We start from the raw sequence: 15394 nt of genomic DNA on the forward strand, positions 1-15394 counted from the left end.
GAGCGAAGGCTGTTCCAGGATGCGACTTCCCTGGCGGCCGTGGCGCGCCGATCGACGACGGCGGCACCGCTGGAGCTCGAGGCCGGGAAGTAATGCCCTGGAGAAATCGGCGCGCTGACTGCGCACGATGTACGGACGCGTACCACAATAGCCGTGATGCGAGGTACGGGCAAGAATGTCCGCGTCAGCGCGTCGTGACGCCGTCCGCGATCTCCAGCTCCAGCACCGTCATCCCGTCGTCCCCGGCGCGGTCGGCCAACTCGCGCGCGATGCTCGCCGTTCCGAGCACGAGCACGGTGGGTCCGGCGCCCGAGACCGTCGCGGCGTGCCCGTGTGCGCGCAGGGTCTCGACCCATCGCGACGTCACCGGCAGGGCGGAGGCCCGGTAGGGCTGGTGCAGGCGATCCTCGGTGGACACCATCAACAGATCGGGTCGCGTCGTCAGGGCCACGACCGCGAGCGCGGATCGGCTCGCGTTGAACGCGGCGTCGCGGTGCGGAACGAGGTCGGGCAACAGTCCGCGCGTGTGCGCCGTGGACGACCGTTCGGTCGGGATGAGCACCGTCGCACCGATGTCCGGGTGCACGTCGAGACGGGCGGCCGCATAGGCCCGCGGCCCCTCCGGCGGTCCGGACTCGCGGCTCCAGGACACCACGGCGCCGCCGAGCACGCTGGCCGACGCGTTGTCCGGATGACCCTCGAACTCGGCGGCCAGCTGCACCATCTGCTCGGGCGACAACGCGAGAGCCGGATCCAGGGACGCCGCGAGGCAGTTGGCCGCGGCGAGCCCACCGACCACTGCCGACGCCGACGAGCCGAGGCCGCGAGAATGGGGAATCCTGTTGTGGCACCTTACTTTCAGACCGTCCGCCCACACGCCGGCCGACTCGAGACCACGCTCGATCGCTCGCACGACGAGATGCGACGGACCCCACGGAACCTCGCGCGCACCCTCACCGTCGACCTCGATGTCGAGCCCGGATTCCGCCACGGTGACGACGACGTCGTCGAACAGACCCAGGGCGAGCCCCAGTGTGTCGAACCCGGGTCCGAGGTTGGCACTGGAGGCAGGCACGCGGGCGTGCGCCACCGTCCCGCTGGTGAGTGTCCTCGTCACGTCGGCCGGCCCGGCCACTATGCCGACTCGGGAGCAGCCGGGTTCACCGACGACCCTGGCGCCACAGTCGATCCCGCCACCGAGATCCCGATCATTCGGACGTTCCCTCGAGTCGGAGAACGCTGGTGACGGCGGTGACGATGTCGAGTTCCTTCAGCGCGTCCACGGTGGCCGCCAGAGCCGAGTCCTTGGCGCGGTGCGTGACGACGACGAGACGGGCATGCTTGCTCGCGCCCTCCTGGCGCACCGTGGAGATGCTGACGTCGTTCTTGGCGAACTCGGCCGCGACGGCGGAGAGCACTCCGGCGCGATCCGCGACCTGCATGTTGACGTGGTACCGCGTGGGGGTGTCCCCCATGGGCGCGACGGGGAGCTTGGCGTACGTCGACTCCCCGGGTCCACGGCCGCCGTAGAACTTGTTGCGCGCCGCCATCACCAGGTCGCCCATGACGGCGGACGCGGTGGGAGCGCCGCCCGCACCCTGGCCGTAGAACATGAGCCGTCCCGCGGCCTCGGCTTCGACCACGACGGCGTTGAAGGCACCCGACACCGAGGCGAGCGGGTGCGACAGCGGTACGAGCGACGGGTAGACGCGGACGGAGATGCGGTCGTTGCCGTCGTCGTCACTCACACGCTCGCACAGCGCGAGAAGCTTGACGGTGCAGTCGAACGCACGCGCGGTGGCGATGTCCGCCGCGGTGATCGAGGAGATCCCTTCGCGGTGTACGTCGGCCGAGGTGACCCGCGTGTGGAACGCGAGCGAGGCCAGGATGGCGGCCTTCGCCGCAGCATCGAAGCCCTCGACGTCGGCCGTCGGATCCGCCTCCGCGTATCCCAGCCGTCCCGCCTCCGCGAGCGTGTCCGCGTAGTCCGCACCCGTCTCGTCCATGGCCGAGAGGATGAAGTTCGTCGTGCCGTTGACGATGCCGATGACACGGTTCACCCGGTCGCCGGCGAGAGACTGCATCAGCGGCCGGACCACCGGAATGGCCCCTGCCACAGCGGCTTCGAAGTACAAGTCGGCGCGGTGGCTCTCGGCGGCGTCGGCCAACTCACCGGTGTACTCGGCGAGGAGTGCCTTGTTGGCCGTGACGACCGACTTGCCGGCGTTGAGCGCGGCGAGGATCAGTTCGCGGGCCGGCTCGATGCCGCCGAGCACCTCGACCACCAGGTCGACGTCGTCGCGCGCGACGAGTGCGCGCACGTCGGTGGTCAGCAGGTCGGGGTCGATGCCGCGGTCCTTGCCGATGTCGCGCACCGCGACTCCCCGCAGCACGAGCGGCGCACCGACGCGGGCGGTGAGATCGGTGGCGTGATCGAGCAGGATGCGCACGACCTCGCTGCCGACGTTCCCCATACCGAGGACGGCGACGCCGATCGGCTTGTCCACGGGACTGACGAAGGCCGCGGCCTCCGACGACACTGACGATTCTGGAGCGGTCACCGGTCTACCTCCAAGCTGAGCAGGTCGTCGAACGTTTCGCGGCGGAGTACCAGCCGCGCTTGCCCGTCCCGCACGGCGACGACGGCCGGACGGGGCAGAAGGTTGTACCGGGACGACATCGAGTAGCAGTACGCACCCGTCGCGCCCACGGTGAACAGGTCACCGGGACCGAGATCCTCGGGCTGCCACGTGTCACGGATGACGATGTCGCCACTCTCGCAGTGCTTTCCGACGATCCGGGCCAGAACGGCCGGAGCCTCCGACGTACGCGACGCGAGGCGGCCGACGTACTCGGCCTGATAGAGCGAGGTCCGGATGTTGTCGCTCATGCCCCCGTCGACGCTGATGTAGCGGCGCGTGTGGGTGCTGTCGACGGTGACGTCCTTGACGGTGCCCACCTCGTACAGCGTCACGGTGCCCGGTCCCGCGATCGCGCGTCCGGGCTCCACTGCCAGTGTCGGAGTAGGGATCCCGGCGGCCGCCGACTCGGACTCGACGATGTGGGCGAGCTTGGCGGCCAGATCCTGCACGGGAGGCGGGTTGTCCCCCGGCACGTAGTGGATGCCCATGCCGCCGCCGAGATCGACCACGGTGATCTGCGAGGTCTTCTCGGTGCCGAACTCGGCCTTGATGTCGCGCAGCAACCCGATCACGCGGTGAGCCGCGAGCTCGAACCCGTCGACCTCGAAGATCTGGGATCCGATGTGCGAGTGCAGGCCGACGAGGCGCAGATTGTCGGTCTCGAACACCCGACTGACGGCCCGGAGCGCGCTGCCGTCGGACAGGCTGAAGCCGAACTTCTGGTCCTCGTGGGCGGTGGCGATGAACTCGTGCGTGTGTGCCTCGACCCCGACGGTGATGCGGATCAGGACGTCCTGCACCGTTCCCGCCGCGGCAGCGACCTCGTCGAGCCGGTCGATCTCGATCATCGAGTCCAGCACGACGTGCTCGACACCGGCGCGCACTCCCGCCTCCAGTTCGGCCCGTGACTTGTTGTTGCCGTGCATCGCGATCCGGTTCGCCGGGAAGCCCGCGTTCAGTGCGATCGCCAGCTCGCCGCCCGAGCACACGTCGAGGGACAGACCCTCGTCCGCGACCCAGCGAGCGATCTCCCCACACAGGAAGGCCTTGGACGCGTAGTGCACCCGCTCGGGGGCACCGAACGCCTCTGCCATCTCGCGGCAGCGCGACCGGAAATCGTCCTCGTCGATGACGAACAGCGGCGTGCCGTACGTGGCTGCGAGTTCCGTCACCGGAACACTGGCCAGCGTCACGACGCCGTCGTCACCACGAGCTGCGTTGCGGGGGAACACCTTCGGATGAAGGTCCGTGAGTGCCGCGCTGTCCGCCGGACGCTCCGGCATGCCGGGGCCCGACTGCTCGGCGTGCCGCGGCCCGGCGGGATGCGCGCTCACATCTTCTCCGGTGCACTGACACCGAGCATGGCCAGGCCGTTGGCCAGGACCTGCCGAGTGGCGTCGCCCAGGGCGAGCCGCGCTGTGTGGACGGGCATCGGATCCTCGTCTCCTCGGGGAAGTACTCGACACGCTCCGTAGAACCGGTGATAGGCACCCGCCAACTCCTCGAGGTACCGGGCGATCCGGTGGGGTTCGCGCAGCCCCGCCGCACTGGCGACGACGCGGGGGAACTCCCCGACGGTACGGACGAGGTCACCTTCCGCGGCATGGGTCAGCAGCGCGAAGTCGGGATCCGCGGCGGAGACGCCCAGCTCCTCGGCACCGCGGGCGAGAGAACACAACCGGGCGTGGGCGTACTGCACGTAGTACACCGGGTTGTCGTTGCTCCGGCTCGCCCACAGCGCGAGATCGATGTCGATCGACGAGTCGACCGACGACCGCACCATCACATACCGCGCGGCGTCGATCCCGATGGCCTCCACGAGGTCGTCGAGAGAGATCACCGTGCCCGCACGCTTGCTCATCTTCACGGCGACACCGTCGCGGACGAGGTTGACCATCTGACCGATGAGCACCTCGACGGTCGCCGGATCGTCGCCGAAGGCTGCGGCAGCGGCCTTGAGCCGACCGATGTAGCCGTGGTGGTCCGCGCCGAGCATGTAGATGCACAGGTCGAACCCGCGAGATCGCTTGTCCTGGAAGTACGCGATGTCGCCGGCGATGTACGCGGCGTTGCCGTCGCTCTTGACCACGACGCGATCCTTGTCGTCGCCGTACTCGGTGCTGCGGAGCCACCAGGCCCCGTCCTTCTCGTACAGGTTGCCCGAGGATTTCAGCGTCTCCACAGCGCGCTCGACCGCGCCGGACTCGAAGAGCGAGTTCTCGTGGAAGTACACGTCGAAGTCGGTGCCGAACTCGTGCAGGTCCGACTTGATCTTCGTGAACATCGCGTCGACGCCGAGGGCTCGGAACACCTCCTGCCGCTCGTCGTCGGGCAGACCCATCACGTCCGGTCGCTGCGTGACGACGGCCGCGGCGATCTCGGCGATGTACTCGCCCGCGTAGCCGTCCTCCGGAGCGGGCAGACCCAGCGCCGAGGCGACCAGCGAGCGTGCGAACCGATCGATCTGCGCGCCGTGATCGTTGAAGTAGTACTCGCGGGTGACCGCGGCACCCCGCGAGGTGAGGATGCGCCCCAGGGCGTCGCCCACCGCGGCCCAGCGGGCGCCGCCCAGGTGCACGGGACCCGTGGGGTTCGCCGAGACGAACTCCAGGTTGATCGAGGTCCCGGTGAGCTCGTCGGACCAGCCGTAGCGATCGTTCTCGCGCTGCACGCGCTCCACGATGGCGCCCTGAGCGGACTTCGCGAGCCGGATGTTGAGGAATCCGGGACCGGCCACGTCGACGGCCTCGACAGCATCGGCACCGGCCAGAGCGTCCGCGAGCCAGGTCGCCAGGTCGCGGGGGCTGACGCCCGCCTTCTTGGCCACCTGCATCGCGACGTTGGTCGCGTAGTCGCCGTGCTCGGGATTGCGCGGGCGGTCCACCGTCACCGTCGCGGGCAACACGGCAGGATCGAGTCCGTGCTCGGTGAGCACGGCCGCTGCGGTGGCATGCAGCAGTTCGGCGAGGTCGGCGGGAGTCACGGGGCCTTATCCTATGGTCTCGCTGCACAGCACCCCGACCGCGGTCACCGGTGGGTCCGACGGGAGCGCTTCAGCGAGGGCTCAGACTCCCTCCGTACAGTGGGGCTGCCTCGAGTACGCGGCCACTCATCTCCTCGATCGAAAGAGCGCTCCGACCATGCCAAGCGGTTCCGACAAGAAGTCAGCCAAGGCCATCAAGGCTGCCAGCAAGACCGGCACCCGGAACAAGGGTGGTGTCCCCTCCAGCGTGGGATCGGGCAAGCGGCGCCAGATCCCGTGGCTGACGGTGGCGGCATCCGTCGTGGTCATCGCGCTGATCGGCGCCCTGGCCTGGAACCTGGTGCCCAAGTACCAGGACCGCGCCGAGGCGCAGCGCTTCGCTCCCACCGAGGAGAACCAGGACCCGTCGACCGGCATCGACGGCGTGGTCACGCAGGACTATCCCGCTGCGCTGCACGTCACCGGCTCGCAGCGTGTCGCCTACGACCAGTCGCCGCCGTTCGGTGGCCCGCACGACCAGGTGTGGGCCAACTGCATGGGCACGGTCTACCCGGACGGCCTGCGCACCGAGAACGCCGTGCACTCGCTCGAGCACGGCGCCGTCTGGATCGCCTACAACCCGGACGACCTGAGCGAGGACCAGATCTCGACGCTGGCCGCCAAGGTCGAGAACCAGCAGTACATGCTCATGTCCGCCTACCCCGGACTCGACTCCCCGATCTCCCTGCAGTCGTGGGGCCACCAGCTCAAGCTCGACAGTGTCGACGACCCCCGGATCGACCACTTCATCGCCGCACTGCGCCTGAACCGCTACGCCTACCCCGAGGTCGGCGCGAGCTGCTCCACGACGCCGGAGACCTTCGACCAGGACAACCCGCCGCCGTTCGACGGCAGTGCACCGGGCCCCGACGCGGTGCCGATGAGCGGCGAGGGCCTGACCCCCGACGCCTCCGAGACGGGTGCGGGTCAGCTCCCGGGCGGGCTGGGCCTCCCCACCGACGGCCTGCCCACCGACGGCGCGGCAGTGCCCACACCGTGAGCGTGGCGACGGAGGAGCGGCCCACGGCGCAGCGGAGTCAGCGGTCGGCGCTGCTGGTCCTGGGCGCGGTGGCCCTGCTCGTCATCGGATTCGCCGTCGGCTTCCTCGCGCAGACCCCGTTGCGGGACGATCCGGCACCCACACCGGGCGCCGATTCGGTCGACGTCGGGTTCTCGCAGGACATGACCGTGCACCACAACCAGGCGATCGAGATGGCGACCATCGCGCTCAGTGGCGCCTCCGATCCGCTGGTCAAGAATCTCGCGTACGACATCCTCACGACACAGCAGAACCAGGCCGGGCAGATGCAGGGCTGGCTGGCGCTCTGGGACGCCGCTCCGTTGCCGACGGGCGGCTACATGGGCTGGATGACGGAGGACGGCGGACACTCCATGTCCGGCTCGTCGATGTCGTCCATGTCCGGGTCCGGCTCGTCCACCGGTCCCGTGCAGACCATGCCGGGTATGGCGAGCACGCAGGACATGACGGCGCTGCGCGCCGCCACCGGTCCGGCACTGGACGTGCTGTTCCTCCAGTTGATGCTGCGCCACCACGAGGGTGGTCTGCCGATGATGGAGTACGGCGCGGTGCACGCGGAGACGCCCGCGGTGCGCAATCTCGCGCAGACGATGGTGAACACCCAGACCTCGGAGGCTCAGCTGATGACGCAGATGCTCACCGAGAAGGGTGCTGCTCCGCTCTGATCGCGTGATGCGCTACTGTTGGCACCGCCCGAAACGGCACATCGGAGTTCGCTCCGGTGCGCCCCCGTAGCTCAGGGGATAGAGCGTCCGCCTCCGGAGCGGAAGGCCGCAGGTTCGAATCCTGCCGGGGGCACCCATCACTCGCCCGGTGCGAGCACCGTCAGTCGTTCGCCAGGAGCGCCGTCATCACGGCGTCGGCCGTCAGCCGGGCCGTCGGTTTCCTCGTAGGCGCCAGGTCGTGTCCCGCAGCCTCGATCGTCACGATGGTCACCGCTCCCCCGATCCGCGTCGTGTGCTCGCGCAGTTCGTCGCCGGTGGCGAACGGGTCCCGCGAGCCGTGCACGATCACGGTCGGAGCGGCGATGCCCGGGAAGTGCTCGGTCCGCAGGGTGTCCGGCTTCGTCGGCGGGTGCAGCGGATAGGACAGTGCGAGAAGAGCGTCCGCGATGTCGGGGTCCTCGGCGAGGAGCATCGAGGCCTGACGGCCGCCGTAGGAGTGACCCCCGACGATCACCGGTCCCCGCGCATCCAGCGCCCGCACCGCGGCGGCGATACCGGCACGATCCGCGGCGGCGCCCGCTCGGTTCGGAGGGCCCTTGGGCCGAGCCTGACGAAACGGGAGATCGATCCGCGCCGTCAGTACCCCACGGTCCGCGAGCTCGGTGGCCACGGCCACCAGAATCGCTGCGTCGCAGTTGCTTCCCGCACCGTGGGCGAGCACGGCCGTCGCGACGGGTGCGCCGGCGGGTTCGTGGACGACGCCGTGGATCCCCTCGGCTCGCCACTCCCGCAGCGTTCCCTCCGTCATGCCGCGACCGTAACGCAGAACGGGCACCGACCACAGTGGTCGGTGCCCGTCCTTCTCGTGCGTCCGGTGTCAGGGAACCTGAGTGAGCCCCACCGTCGGGAAGAACGCGCAGGTCTTGCCGTCGTGCGAGACCTGGCCGAAGATCGCCGACAGCACGGTGCCCGAGCCCGTGGCGACGGGTGCCAGGCGGACACCGGCGTTGGGGAACTTCGAGAGGTTGTTCGTCAGCAGGTCGCGTCCGATGGAACGGAACGGCTCACCCAGTGGCTCGATGATCTCCGCGAGGACGACGTCGGTGAGACCACCCATGTCGGCGAAGCCACCCTTCAGCGTGTTGACGTTGAACCACGCCACCTGCATGCCGGACTTGTTCGCACCGTCGTTCACGATGCCGCCGGGCGCCGGAACGAAGGCGTACAGCGTCTCGCCCGGATCGGCGATCGTGGTGTCGATCCCGGGCAGTGTCGGAATGGTGACACCCGGCACCTTCGGCGTGTACGGGCCGGGAGCCGAACCGGCGACCGCGGGCACGATGCCGAGCGGCGCACCCGGGAGCGCGGAGCAGTTGATCGCGGCCGTCGGGTAGAAGAACGGCGTGAGACCGAAGCCGCCGAGCAGTCCGTTCGCAGCGTCCAGCAGCGCCAGCGGGTTCGTACCGGCGGGCTCCGCGACATCGACCGACGGTGCGGCACCCAGCACGGCGCGCGCCGCCTCGAGGGCGACGTCCCCCGGCGCAGCGGATCCCTCGAGAGTGGCCAGCGCCTGCTGGAACGGGTCCGGAGCGGGTGCCGGATCGGCAGAGGCGACGGCCGGCAGCGCGAGCGCTCCGGCGCAGGCGATGGCCAGGGCGGCCACCGTTCGACGAGGCCGACGGAATGTACGCATGCATGCTCCTGAATGGCTCGGGGTCGACGATCTCGGGATCGAGATGCGCGTGCGGTCCCGTGGGAACCGTGTGGTCCGATTCGATCACGGGTTTCGTCAGGTCACGGTCGTCGAGACTGCATTGATACCAAAGTGTCGCATGATGCAGATGTGACGGATGTGGCGATCGACTCGGTCGCGCGCCGAGTCGATCCACCGTGCGAACGTGGGAAGATCGACCCATGTCGTCAGCGCCGAAGCTTCCGCTGGACCCCATCGCGGAAGCTCACCGCCAGTGGATCCGCCACGGATGGTCGGACGCCGCCGACGGCATGGCCGCGGTCACGTCCATCATGCGCGTCCAGCAGATCATGATGGCGCGCGTCGAAGAGGTCCTCAAACCCACGGGGCTGACCTTCGCTCGCTACGAGTTGCTGACCCTGCTCACCTTCACGAAGACCGGCGCCCTGCCGATGGCGAAAGCCAGCGCGCGCCTGCAGGTCCATCCCACCTCGGTGACCAACGCCGTCGACAGGTTGGAGAAGGCGGACCTGGTCACGCGGGTGCCGCACCCCACGGATCGCCGCACCACACTCGTCGAGATCACCGAGGCGGGACGGCAATTGGCGGTCAAGGCGACGGAAGATCTCAACGACCGCGTGTTCGGGCTCCCCGGAGTCGCGGGTGCGGATCTGGACAGACTGGTGTCCATCCTCGCTGGGGTCCGGCGGCGCGCCGGGGACTTCGACGACGAGGACACGTCCGGCTGGTGACAGCAGAGATCCGGTGCCACTCCCCTCGCTCGGGCGAAGGAGAGTCGCACCGGATCTCGGTACGGCCGGATCAGCGGTGGCGGAACACCGGCTGTCGCTTCTCGGTGAAGGCAGTCATGCCCTCGGTCTGATCGTCGGTGGCGAACGTCGAGTGGAACAGGCGACGTTCGAACCGAACACCCTCCGCCAGAGTCGATTCGAACGCCCGATTCACGGCTTCCTTCGCCATGACGGCGATGGGCAGCGACTTCGCGGCGATCGTCTCGGCCGTCTCCAGCGCATCGGCGAGCAGATCGGCCGCCGGCACGATCCGCGACACGAGCCCTGCTCGCTCCGCCTCCTCGGCGCCCATCTTGCGGCCGGTCAGACACATCTCCATCGCTTTGGCCTTGCCGACGGCACGCGTCAACCGTTGCGAGCCACCGATTCCGGGGATCACCCCCAGAGCGATCTCCGGTTGGCCGAACTGAGCCGTGTCCGCTGCGATCAAGATGTCGCACATCATGGCCAGCTCGCAACCCCCACCGAGGGCGTAACCCGCCACGGCGGCGATGGTCGGTGTGCGCACTGCGGCGAACGCGTCCCATTCGGAGAAGAAGTCCTGCGTGTAGACCTCCATGTAGGTCTTGGACTGCATCTCCTTGATGTCGGCACCGGCCGCGAACGCCTTCTCGGAACCGGTCACCACGATCGCCCCGATCGCCGGATCACGATCGAACGCCACGGCAGCCTCGACCACCTCGGTCATCAGCTGAGAGTTCAACGCGTTCAGCGCCTTCGGCCGGTTCAGCGTGATGACGCCGACGCGGCCCCTGGTCTCGACCGTGATCGTCTCGAATTGCTGCGTCTCCACTTTCGGCGTCCCGACGTCGCTCACGCGGTACCGCCCGAACGCTCACGGATGTCCTGCACGATGCCGGAGAAGTCCCTGTCCCCGTGCTCGGCGGCGTACGCCTCGTACATCGCCGAGGCCAGCATGCCCAGCTGCGCCTCGACACCGTTGGCGCGCACGGCCTCCGACACGAGACCCAGATCCTTGCGCATCAACGCGGCGGCGAATCCCGGCGTGTAGTCGTTGTTCGCGGGACTCGTCGGCACCGGTCCCGGAACGGGACAGTTGGTGGTCAACGCCCAGCACTGTCCCGATGCCGTGCTGGCGACGTCGAACAGTGCCTGATTGGTCAGCCCCAGCTTCTCCCCGAGCACGAAGGCCTCGCTGACGGCGATCATGGAGACCCCGAGAATCATGTTGTTGCACAGCTTGGCCGCCTGGCCGTTGCCGCTCTGTCCGCAGTGCACGATCTTGCGACCCATGATCTCGAGCAGCGGATTCGCCTCGGCGACGGCAGCGTCGTCGCCCCCGACCATGAACGTCAGCGTGCCCGCGGTGGCTCCACCGACGCCGCCCGAGACGGGAGCGTCGACGGCGCGGTGGCCCGCGGCCCGCGCGACGTCGGCCGCCGTACGGGCATCGGCCACGTCGATGGTCGAGGAGTCGATGAACAGCGTGCCGGCGCCGGCAGCGGGGACGACGTCGGCATAGCAGTCGAGGACGTGCTTGCCACTGGGCAACATCGTCACCACCACCGAGGCACCCGCCACGGCATCGGCGGCCGACTCGGCGACCGTGATGCCCTTCTCCCGCGCCTGGTCGAGCGAGGCGGGAACGAGGTCGAAGCCTCGGACGTCGTGGCCGGCCGCGGCGAGGTTGGCCGCCATCGGCCCGCCCATGTGCCCCAGCCCCAGGAAGGCGATCACGGTGCTCACGATTGTGGTCCTTTCGAGACGGAGTCCGCCGCAGCGGACGTCAGACCCAACTCGGCGTCGCCGAGCGGTGCGAAGAAACGATCGACGTCGGAGGTGGTGACGTCGTCGAGATGGGCAGGCCGCCAGCGCGGTCGACGATCCTTGTCCACCACCTGCGCGCGGATGCCCTCGACGAGGTCGGGGCTGTCCAGGCAGGCGATGGACACGCGGTACTCGTCGTCGAGGACTTCGTCCAGGGACGACGCCGCGGACGCGCGGCGCAGTGAGCGGAGCGTGACCGCCACCGACGTGGGGGACTTCGCCTCGATCGCGTCGGCCGCAGCGACGGCCTCGTCGCGGCCGTCGGCACGTAACCGCGCGACGATGCTCGCCGCGTCGTCGCCCGTGTAGGCCGCGTCGATCCACTCACGCTGCGCCGCCAGAGCCGACTCGGGAACGGGCGAGACGAGCGACAGTGCGGTGTCGACGGTGCCCGTGTGCAGGGCTTCGACGAACGCCGGCAGATCCTCGGTGGGCACGAAGTGGTCGGCGAATCCGGCAGCGACGGCGTCGCCCGCCGTCATGCGCGCGGTGGTCAACGCGAGGTGAGTGCCGATCTCGCCGGGCGTCCGGGCGAGGAGATACGTCCCGCCGACGTCCGGAACGAAGCCGATGCCGACCTCGGGCATCGCGACCTTCGACTTCTCCGTCACTATGCGGACCGTCGCGTGAGCGGAGATTCCCACTCCGCCGCCCATCACCGCACCGTCCATCAGAGCGACGATCGGCTTGCCGTACCGGTTGATCCGCGAGTTCATGACGTACTCGTCCCGCCAGAACTGCGCGGTGGCGGACCCCGTCGGCCAGTTCTCGCCCGCCTTCGCCTTCGCGTCGTCGTGGATCGCGACGATGTCGCCACCGGCGCACAGTCCGCGCTCACCGTTGCCGGTGATCAGCACGGCGCGCACCGACGGGTCGTCCTCCCACCGCACGAGAGCCGCGTCGATGTCGCGCACCATCGCGTGGCTGAGCGCGTTGATCGCGCGCGGCCGGTTCAGGGTGACCGTGGCGACCCCGCGGTCGACCGTCAGCAGGACGTCGGAGTTCTCCGCGGCGGTGTCGCTCACGCGGCACCCACCACCGATCGGGCGATGACGATTCGCATGACCTCGTTCGTTCCTTCCAGGATCTGGTGCACTCGGAGATCGCGGACGATCTTCTCCAGACCGTACTCACTGAGATAGCCGTAGCCACCGAGCAACTGGAGCGCGTCGTTGGCCACGGTGAACCCCACGTCGGTGGTGAACTTCTTCGCCATCGCACACAGCTGCACCTTGTCGGGAGCATCGGCGTCGAGAGCACTCGCGGCCCGCAGGAGCAGGACCCGGGCCGCCTCGAGATCTGTCCGCATGTCGGCCAGGCGGAACTGCAGTGCCTGCGCGTCGAGCAGCCGTGATCCGAACGCACGACGGTCGGCGAGGTAGGACACCGCGGCGTCGAACGCCGCCGTCGCGCCGCCCAGCGAGCAGGCCGCGATGTTGATGCGACCGCCGTTGAGACCGTTCATCGCGATGCGGAACCCGTTGCCCTCGCCGCCGAGCAGATTCTCGGCCGGCACCGTGACGTCCTCCAGGATCACCTGGCGGGTGGGCTGCGCGTTCCAGCCCATCTTGGCCTCGTTGGCGCCGAACGACAGTCCCGGCGTGTCCTTCTCGACGACGAACGCGGAGATGCCGGACGGGCCGGGCCCGCCGGTGCGTGCCATGACGACGTAGACGGCGGACTCGCCGGCACCGGAGATGAACTGCTTGACGCCGTTCAGGACGTAGGTGTCGCCGTCGCGCACCGCCTTGGTGGACAACGCGGCGGCATCCGACCCGGCACCGGGCTCGGTCAGGCAGTAACTGCCCAGCGTGTCCATCGTGCACAGGGCCGGAAGCCACTGTCGCCGTTGATCGTCGGAGCCGTAGGTGTCGATCATCCACGCCACCATGTTGTGAATCGACAGGTACGCGGCGATCGACGGATCACCTGCGGCGAGCTTCTCGAAGATCCGCACGGCGTCGACGCGGCGCAGACCGGAGCCGCCGACGTCCTCGGCGATGTAGATCCCGCCCATACCGAGAGCGGCGGCCTTGCGCAGGACGTCGACCGGGAAGTGCTTGGTCCGGTCCCACTCCACGGCGTTCGGAGCGAGGAACTCCGCGGCGAAATCCGCTGCCGTCTCGCTGATCGCGCGCTCGTCCTCGTCGAGCGCGAAGATGTCCGCCACCGTCAGTCCATCGTCGGGATGACGAAGTGGTTCTGCGCCACAGCTTCCTTGCGGCCGCTGGGCCACCGCTGGGTGACCGTCTTGGTCTTGGTGTAGAACCGCACCGAATCCGGGCCGTGCTGATTGAGGTCGCCGAATCCGGACCGCTTCCAGCCACCGAAGGTGTGGTACGCGATCGGCACCGGAATGGGAACGTTGACGCCGACCATGCCGACGTTCACCCGCGCGGTGAAGTCGCGCGCCGTGTCACCGTCGCGCGTGAAGATCGCGACACCGTTGCCGTACTCGTGAGCCGACGGCAGGCGCAGCGCCTCCTCGTAGTCGGCCGCACGCACGATCTGCAGCACCGGTCCGAAGATCTCCTCCTTGTAGATGCGCATGTCCGTCGTCACCTTGTCGAACAGCGTTGCGCCGGTGAAGAACCCGTTCTCGTGGCCGGCAAGGGAGAAGCCTCGGCCGTCGACCACCAGGTCCGCACCCTCGTCGACACCGATCTGCACGTAGTCCGTGACGCGCTGGACGGCCTCGGCCGTGATGAGCGGTCCGAAGTCGCTGCCCGCATCGTCGCTGCGTCCGACGCTGAGCTTCTCGACGCGCTCGACCAGCTTGGCGCGCAGGGCCTCCGCGGTCTCCTCGCCGACGGGCACGGCCACGGAGATGGCCATGCAGCGCTCACCCGCACTGCCGTAGCCGGCACCGATCAGCGCATCGGCCACCTCGTCGAGGTCGGCGTCGGGCATGACGATGGCGTGGTTCTTCGCACCGCCGAAGCACTGGGCGCGCTTGCCGTGCGCCGCCGCCGTCTCGTAGATGTACTGGGCGATGGGCGTGGAGCCGACGAAGCCCACCGCGCTGACGCGGGGGTCGGTCAGGATCGCGTCGACTGCTTCCTTGTCACCGTTGACGACGTTGAAGATTCCGGGAGGGCCACCGGCCTCGAGGAAGAGTTCGGCCAACCGCAGCGGCACGGAGGGGTCCCGCTCGGACGGCTTGAGGATGAACGCGTTGCCGCAGGCAATGGCGGGCGCGGCCTTCCACAGCGGGATCATCGCGGGGAAGTTGAACGGGGTGATGCCGGAGACGACACCGAGAGGCTGACGCATCGAGTACACGTCGATACCCGTTCCGGCACTCGCCGTGAACTCACCCTTGAGCAGATGCGGGATGCCGGTGGCGAACTCGACGACCTCGAGTCCGCGCTGGATGTCGCCCTTGGCGTCGGCCACGGTCTTGCCGTGCTCGGACGAGAGCAACTTGGCGAGCGGCTCCATGTTCTCGTTGATCAGGGCCAGGAAGCGCATCAGGACGCGGGCACGCTTCTGCGGGTTCTGCAGCGCCCACTCGACCTGCGCCTCCTCGGCGTTCGCCACGGCCGCCTCGACCTCCGCCGTACTGGCGAGCGGAACGCGGGCCTGCACCTCGCCGGTGTTCGGGTCGAAGACGTCGGCGAAACGGCCCGACTCCCCCGCCACGTGCTGTCCACCGATGTAGTGCGTCAGTTCTCGGGTCACGGATCCACCTTCGTCGTCGTTGAGTGAGGTGATCCTATAGTCGGACGTCCAC

The 15394-nt window shown here is 68.8% G+C and carries 14 protein-coding genes and 1 tRNA gene; 4 read left to right on the forward strand and 11 right to left on the reverse strand.

All coding sequences use genetic code 11. The features are described from left to right. Positions 1-184 precede the first annotated feature (184 nt). The 4 genes from thrB to argS all read right to left on the reverse strand — a co-directional run bounded on the left by thrB (position 185) and on the right by argS (position 5625). Positions 185-1117: a homoserine kinase gene (gene thrB / locus HQ314_RS20690; RefSeq protein ID WP_222651161.1), complete on the reverse strand. Its 933-nt coding sequence runs from the start codon at positions 1115-1117 to the stop codon at positions 185-187. A gap of 91 nt (positions 1118-1208) precedes the next feature. Beyond that, positions 1209-2561 (reverse strand): homoserine dehydrogenase, encoded by a 1353-nt coding sequence (locus tag HQ314_RS20695; protein WP_155957165.1) that lies wholly within the window; start codon positions 2559-2561, stop codon positions 1209-1211. Continuing rightward, positions 2558-3976, reverse strand: a complete 1419-nt coding sequence (gene lysA, locus HQ314_RS20700; protein WP_222639181.1) for a diaminopimelate decarboxylase — start codon at positions 3974-3976, stop codon at positions 2558-2560. Before lysA ends, HQ314_RS20695 begins: the two co-directional genes overlap by 4 nt. After that, entirely contained in the window at positions 3973-5625 is a 1653-nt protein-coding gene (gene argS / locus HQ314_RS20705; protein ID WP_027507232.1) for an arginine--tRNA ligase, read from the reverse strand. The genes lysA and argS overlap by 4 nt, the downstream gene beginning before the upstream one ends. Before the next feature lie 157 nt (positions 5626-5782). On the opposite strand from argS, the gene HQ314_RS20710 reads away from it, so the two are divergent. The 3 genes from HQ314_RS20710 (at position 5783) to HQ314_RS20720 (ending at position 7501) form a co-directional block, all read left to right on the forward strand. Beyond that, entirely contained in the window at positions 5783-6664 is an 882-nt protein-coding gene (locus HQ314_RS20710) for a DUF3105 domain-containing protein (protein ID WP_027507233.1), read from the forward strand. A gap of 2 nt (positions 6665-6666) precedes the next feature. Next, entirely contained in the window at positions 6667-7368 is a 702-nt protein-coding gene (locus tag HQ314_RS20715) for a DUF305 domain-containing protein (protein WP_222651233.1), read from the forward strand. Positions 7369-7428: 60 nt separating this feature from the next. Further along, positions 7429-7501: transfer RNA gene (locus tag HQ314_RS20720), tRNA-Arg, on the forward strand. Between the two features lie 27 nt (positions 7502-7528). Here the strand turns inward: HQ314_RS20720 and HQ314_RS20725 are convergent. Then, entirely contained in the window at positions 7529-8176 is a 648-nt protein-coding gene (locus HQ314_RS20725) for an alpha/beta family hydrolase (protein WP_222651162.1), read from the reverse strand. Between the two features lie 69 nt (positions 8177-8245). Continuing rightward, positions 8246-9061 carry a hypothetical protein gene (locus HQ314_RS20730; protein ID WP_027507236.1) on the reverse strand — a complete coding sequence of 272 codons (816 nt, stop codon included), beginning with the start codon at positions 9059-9061 and terminating at the stop codon, positions 8246-8248. A gap of 221 nt (positions 9062-9282) precedes the next feature. Between HQ314_RS20730 and HQ314_RS20735 the strand changes: the two genes are divergently transcribed. After that, complete coding sequence (locus HQ314_RS20735) at positions 9283-9813, forward strand: MarR family winged helix-turn-helix transcriptional regulator (protein WP_027507237.1); 531 nt, start codon at positions 9283-9285, stop codon at positions 9811-9813. 70 nt (positions 9814-9883) lie between these two features. Here the strand turns inward: HQ314_RS20735 and HQ314_RS20740 are convergent, their stop codons facing one another. From HQ314_RS20740 to HQ314_RS20760, 5 genes are read right to left on the reverse strand one after another with little or no spacing between them, the layout of a single operon-like run. After that, a complete protein-coding gene (locus HQ314_RS20740) occupies positions 9884-10666 on the reverse strand; it encodes an enoyl-CoA hydratase (RefSeq protein WP_027507238.1) in 783 nt (260 codons plus the stop codon). 20 nt (positions 10667-10686) lie between these two features. After that, positions 10687-11580, reverse strand: a complete 894-nt coding sequence (gene mmsB, locus HQ314_RS20745) for a 3-hydroxyisobutyrate dehydrogenase (protein WP_056448476.1) — start codon at positions 11578-11580, stop codon at positions 10687-10689. After that, on the reverse strand, positions 11577-12686 hold the full coding sequence (locus HQ314_RS20750; RefSeq protein ID WP_222651164.1) for an enoyl-CoA hydratase/isomerase family protein: 1110 nt from the start codon (positions 12684-12686) through the stop codon (positions 11577-11579). Before HQ314_RS20750 ends, mmsB begins: the two co-directional genes overlap by 4 nt. Beyond that, positions 12683-13822: an acyl-CoA dehydrogenase family protein gene (locus tag HQ314_RS20755; RefSeq protein ID WP_222651235.1), complete on the reverse strand. Its 1140-nt coding sequence runs from the start codon at positions 13820-13822 to the stop codon at positions 12683-12685. The genes HQ314_RS20750 and HQ314_RS20755 overlap by 4 nt, the downstream gene beginning before the upstream one ends. A gap of 11 nt (positions 13823-13833) precedes the next feature. Then, entirely contained in the window at positions 13834-15342 is a 1509-nt protein-coding gene (locus HQ314_RS20760) for a CoA-acylating methylmalonate-semialdehyde dehydrogenase (RefSeq protein ID WP_222651166.1), read from the reverse strand. Positions 15343-15394: the final 52 nt, after the last annotated feature.

Source organism: Rhodococcus sp. BP-332 (genome assembly GCF_019836065.1).
Classification (GTDB): domain Bacteria; phylum Actinomycetota; class Actinomycetes; order Mycobacteriales; family Mycobacteriaceae; genus Rhodococcoides.

Bases quoted from the DNA above. Each gene is read 5' to 3' on its own strand.
- HQ314_RS20710 (WP_027507233.1), top strand. From the start codon at position 5,783: ATGCCAAGCGGTTCCGACAAGAAGTCAGCCAAGGCCATCAAGGCTGCC.
- HQ314_RS20735 (WP_027507237.1), top strand. From the start codon at position 9,283: ATGTCGTCAGCGCCGAAGCTTCCGCTGGACCCCATCGCGGAAGCTCAC.
- HQ314_RS20730 (WP_027507236.1), bottom strand. From the start codon at position 9,061: ATGCGTACATTCCGTCGGCCTCGTCGAACGGTGGCCGCCCTGGCCATC.
- HQ314_RS20725 (WP_222651162.1), bottom strand. From the start codon at position 8,176: ATGACGGAGGGAACGCTGCGGGAGTGGCGAGCCGAGGGGATCCACGGC.